General features: G+C 65.9%; 8 protein-coding genes and 1 pseudogene. 1 reads left to right on the top strand and 8 read right to left on the bottom strand.

The features are described 5' to 3' along the window. Window positions 1-5: 5 nt before the first annotated feature. From KGM94_RS07690 to KGM94_RS07710, 5 genes are all read right to left on the bottom strand, one after another. A complete protein-coding gene (locus KGM94_RS07690; RefSeq protein WP_300256536.1) occupies window positions 6-1,514 on the bottom strand; it encodes a M81 family metallopeptidase in 1,509 nt (502 codons plus the stop codon). 294 nt (window positions 1,515-1,808) lie between these two features. Then, on the bottom strand, window positions 1,809-3,458 hold the full coding sequence (locus KGM94_RS07695; protein ID WP_300256538.1) for an ABC transporter ATP-binding protein: 1,650 nt from the start codon (window positions 3,456-3,458) through the stop codon (window positions 1,809-1,811). Window positions 3,459-3,587: 129 nt separating this feature from the next. Then, window positions 3,588-4,475, bottom strand: coding sequence for an ABC transporter permease (locus KGM94_RS07700; RefSeq protein ID WP_300256540.1), 888 nt, complete (start codon window positions 4,473-4,475; stop codon window positions 3,588-3,590). An 11-nt stretch (window positions 4,476-4,486) separates the two neighbouring features. Beyond that, entirely contained in the window at window positions 4,487-5,428 is a 942-nt protein-coding gene (locus tag KGM94_RS07705; protein WP_300256542.1) for an ABC transporter permease, read from the bottom strand. 156 nt (window positions 5,429-5,584) lie between these two features. Beyond that, the gene (locus KGM94_RS07710) at window positions 5,585-6,715 is read right to left on the bottom strand and encodes a M20/M25/M40 family metallo-hydrolase (RefSeq protein ID WP_300256544.1); all 1,131 of its coding nucleotides are present in this window, start codon (window positions 6,713-6,715) and stop codon (window positions 5,585-5,587) included. 269 nt (window positions 6,716-6,984) lie between these two features. Here KGM94_RS07710 and KGM94_RS07715 point away from each other — a divergent pair, with 269 nt between their 5' ends. Beyond that, the gene (locus KGM94_RS07715; protein ID WP_300256546.1) at window positions 6,985-8,595 is read left to right on the top strand and encodes an ABC transporter substrate-binding protein; all 1,611 of its coding nucleotides are present in this window, start codon (window positions 6,985-6,987) and stop codon (window positions 8,593-8,595) included. 92 nt (window positions 8,596-8,687) lie between these two features. Here KGM94_RS07715 and KGM94_RS07720 read toward each other — a convergent pair. The 3 genes and pseudogenes from KGM94_RS07720 to KGM94_RS07730 all read right to left on the bottom strand — a co-directional run. Continuing rightward, a pseudogene (locus KGM94_RS07720) lies at window positions 8,688-9,934 on the bottom strand (multidrug effflux MFS transporter). 98 nt (window positions 9,935-10,032) lie between these two features. After that, complete coding sequence (locus KGM94_RS07725; protein WP_300256548.1) at window positions 10,033-10,461, bottom strand: ester cyclase; 429 nt, start codon at window positions 10,459-10,461, stop codon at window positions 10,033-10,035. A gap of 274 nt (window positions 10,462-10,735) precedes the next feature. Beyond that, a partial coding sequence (locus KGM94_RS07730; RefSeq protein ID WP_300256550.1) for a methyl-accepting chemotaxis protein occupies window positions 10,736-11,584 on the bottom strand: 849 nt, incomplete at its 5' end.

The following is an 11,584-nucleotide window of genomic DNA, read 5'->3' on the forward strand; positions in this document are numbered from 1 at the left end:
CGTTCCTAGCGTGACGAGGGTTTGAAGACCGGGCCGTTCGGCCGAATGCGGATGCCCGGGCGCAGTTTGGTCCAGGGCAGGGCGGCCGTGTCGGCCGGCATCGCGCCGGGCGCGGCGCAGATCAGGAGCTTTGCGGCGATCGGCTCGAAGTCGGCGCGGAAGTGCACCGAACTCTTGTTGACGAGGATCTTCTGCTCGGTCGGCTCGATGCCGACATAGCGGTACATCGCTTGGTCGGCGAGTTGCGCCTTGTGCGAGCTCACGACCGCGCGGACGTCGCCGATGCGCAGGGCCGCCGAGGGGCCCATCTCCATCTCGCGGCCGCCGTAATAGGGGCCCGGCGCGATGAAGCGGCCGTCGGACAGGTTTTCGACGATGAAGGTTTCGGTGTAGGGCTCGTCGCCGGGAATGCCGGACTTGCCGCCGAGCGACAGCCTCACGCTGGCGCCGACGCCCGCCGCATGCGCGGCCCGCGCCGATTCCGGATCATAGATCACGCCGGTGGCGGCGCGCTGCGCGTTGTTGCGCACCAGCGCACGCAGCATGCCCGTAGTGTCGGAATCCCCGCCTGCGCCGGGATTGTCCTGGGTATCGGCGATGACGATCGGCTTGCTCGCGCTCTTCGCCAGTTCCATGGCGTGGCGCACGCCTTCGTCCGGCGAATAGATCTTTCCGTCGAAGTCGTCCTCGTGCCTTTCGATCAGCTTCACGATGGCATCGGCCGCGCGATCGGCATCGCCTTGAGTGCGGCCATAGGCGAACACGCTCGGCCCGCAATCGCGGAAATCGGCGGCGGGGAAGCCGGGCGCGAAGGACAGCGACGGCACCGCGTCGTTCTCCATCGCCGCGAGTTTTTGGTAGATGCCCTTGGTCGGCTGGTCGTTGGTGCATTGCCAGCTGATCGGAATCAGGAACGGCAACTGCCGGAAGGCCTTTGCGAACGGCTGCTTCGTCTTCAGCAGCAGCGCAAGATGCCTTGCCGAGGCGCGGCCGGTGTCGGCCATGTCGACATGGGGGTAGGTGCGGTAGGCGATCAGCGCGTCCGCATGCTCGACCATCTCGGGCGTGACGTTGGCGTGCAGGTCGAGGCTTGCGACCAGCGGCACGTCTTTGCCGATGACGCGGCGCACGCGTGCCAGGATCTCGCCTTCGCCGTCATCGAGATGCTCGGTGACCATGGCGCCGTGCAGGTCGAGATAGACGGCATCGAGCGGACCGGCTGCGGCGATGCCGTCGACCATCACCCTGACGATACGCTCGAAGGCGTCCTCGGTGACATGCGCCGACGGGCTCGCGCCGCAGGCAATCGTCGGAACCAGCTCCCAGCCGTTCACCTCGGCGGCCCCAACGAAGCCGGCGAGGCCAACATTGATGCGGCGCATCACCTTCAGCACGTCGGGTCCTTGCGCCATCGCCGGCCAGCCGCCGCCATGCTGGAAGTCGGCGAACGTCGCCTTGGTGGGCGCAAACGTGTTGGTCTCGTGCAGGAAGCCGCCGACGGCGATACGGGTCATCAACTCAGTCCGAAGCGTGTTGCGCGCACGACGTTAGCCTTGCCGTTGCGGCCGTTGCAAGGAGGGAAGCAATTCCATCGCGCATGGCCTCAAGCCGTTTTGGGAATGCTGCTGCATGCGGTAGCCAGTGTGAGGTGAGCGATTGGCCACACACTCGCTGTCGTCCCCGCGCACGCGGGGACCCATAACCACAGGGAGAAGCTTGGCGAAGACCGGTCGTTCTGGATTGGCATGGAGCGCAATCGAGAGATTCCGCGGTATGGGTCCTGGCGTTCGCCAGGACGACGCTGTGTTTCACGCACTCGCCACTGTGTCCTCGGCCACCGGGCGGAAATTGGCAAAGTCCCAGCCGCGGCCGGGAGCGGCATCGAGCAGCGCCCTGGTGTAGGTCTGCCTCGGATGCGTCAGCACCTCGGCGGCCGGACCCTGCTCGACGACCTTGCCGTGCTGCATCACCACGACCTCGTCGCAGATCTGGGCGGCGACGCGCAAATCATGGGTGATGAACAGGAGCGCAATCCCGAGCCGCTTCTGGATATCGGCCAGGAGTTCCAGCACCTGCGCCTGCACCGAGACGTCGAGCGCCGAGACCGCTTCGTCCGCCACCAGCACGTCGGGATCGAGCGCGAGCGCGCGCGCGATCGCGATGCGCTGGCGCTGGCCGCCGGAGAACTGGTGCGGATAGCGTGACACCGCGTCGGCCGGCAGCCCCACCAGTTCGAGCAGATCGCGTGCCTTCTTCAGGGCCTCCGGATGCGGAACGCCGTAATTGACCGGTCCCTCCGCGATACTTTCGCCGATGGTCACGCGCGGATTGAGCGAACGGTACGGATCCTGGAACACGATCTGGATTTTTTGCCGATGCGGCTGCAGCAGGCGCCGCGACAGGTCGGAGATCTCGCGGCCGGCCAGCCGGACGCCGCCCGAGGTCGGGTCGATCAGGCGCACGATGCAGCGCGCCACCGTCGATTTGCCCGAGCCGCTTTCGCCGACGATGCCGAGCGTGCGGCCCTTGCGCAAGGTGAGGGTGACATCCTGTGCGGCGATGACCTCGCGGCCTTTGCCGAGGAAGGAACGCTCGCGATAGGTCTTGCCGAGATCGCTGGTTTCCAGCACGACTGGTTCCCGGGTCTCCTCGCGCGGCGGACGCGGCACTAGGCTCGGCACGGAAGCGAGCAGATTGCGGGTGTAGTCCATCGCGGGATTGCGCAGGATCGATTTGAGCGTGCCGGTCTCCACCAGTTGGCCCTGGCGCATCACCGCGACGCGGTCGGCGATCTCCGCCACCACGCCCATGTCGTGGGTGATGAACAGCACGGCGGTGCCGTGATCGCGCTGCAATTCGCGGATCAACGACAGTATCTGCTTCTGCGTGGTGACGTCGAGCGCGGTGGTCGGCTCGTCCGCGATCAGGAGCTTCGGCTCCAGCACCAGCGCCATCGCGATCATGATGCGCTGGCGCTGGCCGCCGGAGAGCCGATGCGGATAGGAGGCGAAGATGCGCTCGACCTGAGGCAGGTGAACCTGCTCCATCATGTCGAGGATGCGCCTGCGCCGCGCCTTGGCGTCGAGATCGGTGTGCGCGCGCAAGACCTCGTCGATCTGGCGGCCGACCGGCACGACCGGATTGAGCGCGGTCATCGGCTCCTGGAAGATCATCGCCATCTGCGTGGCACGCAATTGCCGCAGCCTCCGGTCGCTCGCCGTGAGCAGTTCCTCGCCGACCAGCCTGATGCTGCCTCCGGTCGGGGCGAGCGCGCCCTTCTGCAACAGACCCATCACGGTAAGCGAGGTCACCGACTTGCCCGAGCCGCTCTCGCCGACCAGGCACAGCGTTTCGCGCTCGTGCACCTCGAGCGCGATGCCGTCGATGATCTTCGGCCCGTCAGGCGTCTTGCCGATGGAGACCGTGAGATTATCGATATCGAGGACTGGGTTGGGCATTCAAGTCTCACTCCACCGTCATTGCGAGGAGCGAAGCGACGAGGCAATCCAGGAGCCTCCCGCGGAGACAGTCTGGATTGCTTCGCTTCGCTCGCAATGACGGAACAAGGGGCGGGGCCAGAGGGACAATCACTTGCTCTCCCGCTGCTTCATGCGCGGATCGAGCGCGTCGCGCGCGGCGTCGCCGATCAGGTTGATGCTGAGAATGGCGATCGACAGGAAGAGGCCGGGCCAGAAAATCAACGACGGCTTGATCTGAAAATATTGCCGCCCCTCGGCCATGATGTTGCCCCAGGTCGGGGTCTCCGGCGAGATGCCGGCGCCGAGGAAGGACAGGATGGCTTCGGTCAGGATCGCCGAGGCGCAGACATAGGTGCCCTGCACGATCAGCGGCGCGATCGTGTTCGGCATCAGATGCCGCAGCATGATCTTCGGCAGCGACGAGCCGACGGAGATGGCGGCCTCGACGTAGGGCTCCTCGCGCGCCGACAGCACCACCGAGCGCACCAGGCGTGCGACGCGCGGGATCTCGGGAATCGTGATGGCGATCAGCACGGTCCAGATGCCGGCGCCGGACAGGGACACGACGGCGATTGCGAGCAGGATACTCGGCATCGCCATCAACCCGTCCATGACGCGCATCATGATGCCGTCGATGAGCTTGAAGAAGCCCGAAACGAGCCCGATCGCGAGTCCGATCGCCACCGACAGGATCGCGGCCCCGATGCCGATCAGCAGCGAGACGCGGCCGCCATAGACGACGCGCGACAGCAGGTCGCGGCCATAGGCATCTGTGCCGAGCAGGAACTGCGCCGAGGCCGGTTTGAGCCGCTGCGCCGGCGCGAGCAGGATCGGATCGTGCGGCGCGATCAGTGGCGCCAGGAGCGAGATCAGCACGATCAGGCCGAGCAGGACGGTCGCCGCCGCAATGATCGGCGTCGCCGTGAGGAAGCCGAAGCGCGGCTTCAGCGGCGTCGTGATCGGAATGGAGGATTGGGGAAGGGTCTCGATCGACATGGACGGGCGCCTCAATACCGGATTCTGGGATCGAGGAGCGTGTAGGCGACGTCGATGAGGAGATTGACGACGATGTAGACCAGCGAGGTCAGCAGGATCATGGCCTGGATTACCGGATAGTCGCGCGCCAGCACGGCGTCGACCGTCAGGCGGCCGATGCCGGGAATATTGAAGACACTTTCGGTGACGACGACGCCGGAGATCAGGAGCGCAAAGCCGGTGCCGATCACGGTGATCACGGGAACCGCGGCGTTACGCAGCGCGTGACGCAAGAGAACCGCGGTCTCGCTGATGCCCTTGGCGCGGGCGGTGCGGACGTAATCCTCTCCGAGCACGTCGAGCATCGCCGCGCGCGTCATGCGCGCGATCAGCGCCACATAGATGAAGGCGAGGGCGCAGGTCGGCAGGATGATGCGCTCCAGGAATAGCCCGAAGCCGGCGGTGATGCTCTTGAAGCCCTGCACGGGCAGCCAGCGCAGATCGATGGCGAAAACCTGGATCAGGACGTAGCCGACCACGAATACCGGCACGGAGAATCCGAGCACCGAAAGACCCATCACGAAGCGGTCGATCCAGGTGCCGTGCTTCCAGGCCGCGATCACGCCAAGCGGGACGGCGACGACGACGGCGAGGATGATGGTGGAGAGCGCGAGCGAGATCGACGGCTCGACGCGCTGGCCGATCATCTTCAGCACGGGAAGGTTCGAGATCAACGAGGTCCCGAGATCGCCGTGCAGGAGCTTGTTCACCCAGGTGATGAACTGCACGACCAGCGGCTCGTTGAGGCCGAGCGAGGTGCGGATGCGCTCGAGTCGCTCGGGCGTGGCGTTGTCGCCGGCGAGGATCGCGGCGGGATCGCCGGGGGTCAGCCGGAGCAGGAAGAAGACGAACAGCGCCACCACGCCCATCACGGGGACGGCGGCGAGAATTCGGCGGAGGAGATATCCGAGCAAGTTGGATCCGTCAGTTGAAGAGTAGTCTCGGGCGTCGGTCGCTACGTTGCCACCAGCCTAGCATTTCAGCAATTCCCGTGCCATCGGGCGTCCACACGGCGCGGGACCGTCATGCCCGGACAGGCCCGGCCATGACGGGGGACGGTGACGCCGCGATTATTCCAGCGTCGCGAGCAGCCCGGCCATCAGCCGGCCGCGCTCGGCGAGGCTGTCGACCTCGATGTGCTCCTCGAGCGTGTGGGCGTTGGCGCCGCGCACGCCGAGCCCATCGAGAGTGGGGATGCCGAGCGCGCCGGTGAAGTTGCCGTCGGAGCCGCCGCCGGCCGAGGCATGCGGCAATTCCCTGCCGAGCGACTTTGAGATGCCGCGCGCCTTCTCGTAGAGCGCCATCGTGCCGGCATCCGGCTCCCAGACCGGGCGGGTGACGCCGCGCGTCACCTTGAAGGTGACGTCGTTGGCGTTGCCCGACAGCGCCAGCATCCGTTCCACGCCGCGGTCGAGATCGGCCTGGCGCTTGGCCATCGACAGCGCCTCGCCGGTGCAGGTCGTGGCAACGCAGTTGACCCATTGCCCGCCATGCACGATGCCGACCGAGAAGGTGCAGTCGCCGCTCGTCATGGCGTCGATCGCCAGAATCTGCCGCGCCATCTCGCGGATCGCCGAGCGGCCGGAGGAGAGCGTGGCGCCGGCATGGCTCGGCCGCCCGGTGGCCTCGAGGTTGAAACGCGCGATGGCATAGCGGCCGGTGACGACGCCGTTGTCGGGCCGGCCCGGTTCGGGCACCAGCACATATTTGTTGCGCGCCGCCTCCGCCTCGATGATGTCCCGCGTCGAGGGCGTGCCGACCTCCTCGTCGGGGGTGAACAGCACGGTGATCGGCAGCGGTGTGGTGAAGGATGCCTTGATGAGTTGCCGTATTGCCTCCAGCGTCAAATAGTTGCCGCCCTTCATGTCGAAGATGCCGGGGCCGTAGCATTTATTGCCGTCGCGCCGCCATTTCAGCTTCTCGATGGTCCCGACGGGGTGCACGGTGTCCATGTGCCCGGCGATCAGGATGCCGGGTTCGCCCTGCTTCGGATGAGGGAAACGCGCGCGGATGCAGCCGCCAAAACCCTGGCGGCCGGCGATGCGCTCGATCGTCGCACCCATGATCGCCATGTCCCGCGCCGCCATGTCCAGCATGCGGTCGACCGCGCCGGCGTCCCAGGTCGGGCTTTCGCATTCGACCCAGCTGCGCAGGCCCTGCAGCATGGCCTCGGAATCAAAGGGGAGATTGGCTGGATTCATGAGACGATCTCTTTGGTGTGAGGCGAGTGGATGGGTAGCGTGCCGGTCAGGGAAGAGCCGGCGGGAGGTTTTGTAAAGTGAAACGATGGGGGGCGGAGCCGGTGCGATCGATACGTATTCCATGCGCCGAAAGCGGATTGACGCGCTCCGCGCTCTCTGCAAGTCTCGAAAAGGTGAAGGCATTGCAGCATGTTAGTCCACCCAGAGAAAGGACCGCATGCTCGAGCGATAGTCTGCCTGTGACCGGTTTCACGTCAGGAGAAACTCAAATGATCGACTTCTCGCGCGTCAGGCGCTCGTTGCTCAAGTCGGCCGCAGCGTTGCCCATGCTGGCGCTCTCAGTAGCGCTGGGCGGCCAGGCAATGGCCGCCGGCAAGACCATTACCGCGGTGATGCATTCGGATCTGCGCACCATCGACCCCGGCTTCACCACCGCCTACATCACGCGCGACCATGGCTACATGGTCTACGATACGCTGCTGGCAACCGACTCCAATTTCAAGGTCCAGCCGCAGATGGCGGACTGGAAGGTCTCCGACGACAAGCTGACCTACACCTTCACGCTGCGCGACGGGCTGAAATGGCATGACGGCGCCCCCGTCACCGCCGCGGACTGCGTCGCCTCGCTCAAGCGCTGGGGCAAGAACGACGGCATGGGCCAGAAGCTCATGGACTTCACCGCGAGCATCGAGGCGGCGGACGTCAGGACCATCGTGCTGAAGCTCAAGGAGCCCTACGGCCTGGTGCTCGAATCCATTGCCAAGCCCTCGTCGCTGGTGCCGTTCATGATGCCGAAGCGCCTCGCCGAGACCGAACCCGGCAAGCAGATCGCCGAACAGATCGGCTCCGGTCCGTTCAAGTTCGTGCAGTCGGAATTCCAGCCGGGGGTCAAGGCGGTATACGTCAAGAACACCGACTACGTTCCGCGCAAGGAGCCGTCGAGCTGGACCTCCGGCGGCAAGGTCGTCAAGGTCGACCGCGTCGAATGGATCACGATGCCCGACGCGCAGACCGCGGTGAACGCGCTGCAGTCCGGCGACATCGACTTCATGGAGGCGCCGCCCTTCGACCTGCTGCCGGTGCTGGAATCCAACGCAGACCTCAAGCTCGAGGTGCTGAACAAGTTCGGCTTCCAGACGCTTGGCCGCATGAACTTCCTGCTGCCGCCGTTCGACAACGTCAAGGTCCGTCGCGCGGCGCTGCTCGCGATGAACCAGAAGGACGTGCTCGACGCGCTGGTCGGCAATGCCAAATACTACAAGATCTGCGGCGCCTTCTTCATCTGCGACACCCCGCTCGCCACCGAAGCGGGAGCCGAGACGCTGGTGAAGGGCAACGGCATGGCGGAAGCCAAGAAGCTGCTCGCCGAGTCCGGCTATGACGGCACGCCGATCGCGATCATGGCGCCCGGCGACGTCACCACGCTGAAGGCGCAGCCGATCGTGGCGGCGCAGCTCCTGCGCGAGGCCGGCTTCAAGGTCGACCTCCAGGCCACCGACTGGCAGACCGTGGTGGCCCGCCGCGCCGGCCAGAAGCCGGTGAAGGAGGGCGGCTGGAACATGTTCTTCACCAACTGGGTCGCCGCCGACGTCATGAACCCGATTGCCAACGTCTCGATCGGCGGCCGCGGCAAGAACGGCGGCTGGTTCGGCTGGGCGGAAGACGCCAAGATCGAGCAGCTCAAGGACGCCTTCGTCCACGCCTCTTCGCTCGACGAGCAGAAGAAGATCGCGGCCGACATCCAGAAGGAAGCGCTGGAGCAGGTGATCTACATCCCGCTCGGCCAGTATCTCGGCCCGAGCGCCTGGCGCAAGCAGCTCACCGGCGTGCTCGACGGCCCCGCAACCCCGGTGTTCTGGAACGTCGACAAGACGGAATAGGCAACCGCGCCTGACGCGCGCCCCCGCTCGATATCAAACGGCGCCGCTGACGAGCGGCGCCGTTTTCTCGTCTTGCATGCCCATCTGCGGCGCTACATCCCGCCGCGGTGGCGCGGTCGGAACAGCCGGCCCTTCTCGACCACCAGCAGGACGCCGAGCGCCGTCAGCGTGCAGAGGAAGAAGCCGGTCGCGAACGGCAGCAGCGTGCCGTCGTAGCTCTGGCCGATGGCGACGCCGACCGCGATGCCGAACAGCGTCGTGACCGAGCCGTAGAGCGAGGACGCCGTGCCGGCGATGGCGCCCTGCGGTTCCATCGCGAGCGCAGTGAAGTTGCCGAACATCATGCCGAACGAGAACGTCATCAGCGCCGACAGCGCCATGAACAGCCAGAGCGGCAGCGCGCCGAGGCTCTCGGCCAGCAGCATGGTGCCGGCGACCGCGACATAGAGCAGCAGCGCGCCGTGCGAGATCGCGCGCATGCCGAGCCGGCCGACGATGCGCGAATTGAGGAAGCCGGCGATCGCGACCCCGAGGGCGATCGAGGCGAAGGCAGTCGGGAACCAGGGCCCGAGCGCGTAGATGCCGATGAAAACCTGCTGGGAAGAGAACACGAAAGCGAACAGCACGCCCTGTACGCAGCCGGCGGCGATCGCATAGCCGATGGTCTGCCGCGTGGTGAGGGTCTGCCGGAACGCAGCCAGCACCTCGCGCGGCCGCAGCGATCGTCGCCCCGTCGCGGGCAGGGTCTCCGGCAGCCGCAGCGCGCACCAGAGAAGCGCGATCAGGCCGTAGGCCATCAGCACGATGAAGATGCCGCGCCACTGCGTCAGCATCATCACCGCCTGGCCGAAGGACGGCGCGACCACGGGCACTGCGATGAACACCATCATCGACAGCGACATCACGCTCGCCATGCGGCGGCCGACATAGCAGTCGCGCACGATCGAGGTGGCGATCACCCGCGTTGCCGAGGTGCCGAGCCCCTGGAAGGCGCGGGCGAGCAGCAGCGTCTCGAACGAGGGCGCGGCGATCGCGAGCACGCTTGCCACCGCATAGACGGTCATGCCGCCGAGTACCACCGGCCTGCGCCCGAACCGGTCGGACAGCGGTCCCATGATGAACTGCCCTGCGCCGAAGCCGAGCAAGAACACCGACAGCACGAGCTGCAGATGATTGGCGACGGGAATCGTGAAGGCCGCCCCGATGTCCGGCAGCGCCGGCAGCATCATGTCCATCGCGAGCGGGTTGAGCGCCATGATGGCGGCGATCACGACGACCCGGCAAATCCCATCGGGCGGTGCCCGGAGGACACCCAGCTATCGGCATTGACGTCGGACAAGGGGGGAGACCTAACCTATGAGAATTTCACAGGCTTATGGCCGCTCATGTTGCGTTGCACAAGTCGCATTTCGAGATGGCTGACCGGCGACACGCCGCTCAGGCGAGCGGCTCGCCGCGAATCTGCTTGCTGAAGGCAAGGTCGTCATTGAGGCACCATTGCTCGGCAACGCGTCCGTCCTCGATGCGGAAGATCGAGAGTTCATCGACCTCGACACGGCGACCGCTGGCGGTCAGGCCCGCGAATGCGCCGAGATGAGTGCCGGTCGAATGATAGCGAACGGCCACCTTGTCTTCGTCGATGACCATGTCGTCAATATGCTCGCACCAGTCCGGGAAACCTGCACGAAGCCGCTCAATGGCCCGTCGAATGCCGTCGTGTCCGTCGCGCGATGGCGCCGCCCCCCAACCCTTTGGCATATGGGCGACGAAGTTCTCGGCATAGACTTCGCGGATCGACCCCGTATCGCCGGTACTCCAGATGTCGTGCAGGTGCACGATCAACGCCTGCGTCCCCTGCCTCGTCATCGTCCCATCCTTCCTCGTGGCACGACTTCACCATAGCGCGGCTCGCTCAGCAAGGGAGCGAGCAGGGCGCGATTGGGCCTCGGGCCGGCTGGCGAACGCATGTCTGTTTGAGATTTGAACGAGACGTTCCCACAGACTCGTCATTGCGAGCGCAGCGAAGCAATCCAGAATCCTACCGCGGAAAGATTCTGGATTGCTTTGTCGCTTGCGCTCCTCGCAATGACGGGTGGAGCGCGCGCGGCGCCTCACGCCCGCCTGCTTCGTGCCCCGGCCCCTACCGCCGCAGCTTGTCGAGGTCGGCGAGCACATCGTGCGAGGCGGCTTCGACCTTCGCGATCTCGGCCAGCGCCTCGTGGAATTTGCCGGCCTCGAACAGCCGCGCCGCCTCCTTGCCGTGACGGTGCACGGCGGCGTGGGGCTGCTCGAGATGCCTGAACACGGCATTGTCGCCGAACTGCCCGGAGCCTTCCGAATAGTACCATTTGCCGAGCCGGCAGGTCTTGTGGTCGCTGAGTTCGTCGGACTTCAGCGTGGCGCGGCCGACCGACATGTCGACCAGGCGCTTCTTCCAGATCACGTGATCGGCCTTGGCGAGGCGAATGACCTTGTCGTCGATCGAGAGCTGCGCGATCTCGTTCAGCATGCGCGCCACGCCGGCATCGGTCTTGCTCATGGTGTCGGCGAGCGACTTCACCTCGTCGACGTTGGCGGAGGCGAGCCCGGCGATCTCGGTGATGCCTCTGGCGACCTCGTCGGCCGCCGCGGTCTGCTCGGCGACGATCCCGGCGATCTCGCCCATCCTGGCGGTGACCGACGCCGTGTGCTGCCCGGCTTCGTCGATCTTGCCGGCGAGCGCGTTCATCTCGCTCGTGCCCTGCTCGACCGCCTTGGCGCCGCCGCTCATGGCCTCGACGATCTTGGTCATTTCGCCTTGCAGCCGCTCGATGCGGCCCTTGATGTCCTCGGTCGCCTTGGTGGTCTGCTGCGACAGGTTCTTCACCTCGGCCGCGACCACGGCAAAGCCCTTGCCGAATTCGCCGGCGCGCGCCGCCTCGATGGTGGCATTGAGCGCAAGCAAGTTGGTCTGGTTGGCAATGGCGTCGATGGTGCCGACGATCTCGCC

Source organism: Bradyrhizobium sp., assembly GCF_028868675.1.
Classification (GTDB): domain Bacteria; phylum Pseudomonadota; class Alphaproteobacteria; order Rhizobiales; family Xanthobacteraceae; genus Bradyrhizobium.

What these genes read in the sequence shown, in the direction of transcription:
- KGM94_RS07700 (WP_300256540.1), bottom strand. Translation starts at nt 4,475, where the DNA reads ATGTCGATCGAGACCCTTCCCCAATCCTCCATTCCGATCACGACGCCG.
- KGM94_RS07715 (WP_300256546.1), top strand. Translation starts at nt 6,985, where the DNA reads ATGATCGACTTCTCGCGCGTCAGGCGCTCGTTGCTCAAGTCGGCCGCA.
- KGM94_RS07695 (WP_300256538.1), bottom strand. Translation starts at nt 3,458, where the DNA reads ATGCCCAACCCAGTCCTCGATATCGATAATCTCACGGTCTCCATCGGC.
- KGM94_RS07690 (WP_300256536.1), bottom strand. Translation starts at nt 1,514, where the DNA reads ATGACCCGTATCGCCGTCGGCGGCTTCCTGCACGAGACCAACACGTTT.
- KGM94_RS07710 (WP_300256544.1), bottom strand. Translation starts at nt 6,715, where the DNA reads ATGAATCCAGCCAATCTCCCCTTTGATTCCGAGGCCATGCTGCAGGGC.
- KGM94_RS07725 (WP_300256548.1), bottom strand. Translation starts at nt 10,461, where the DNA reads ATGACGAGGCAGGGGACGCAGGCGTTGATCGTGCACCTGCACGACATC.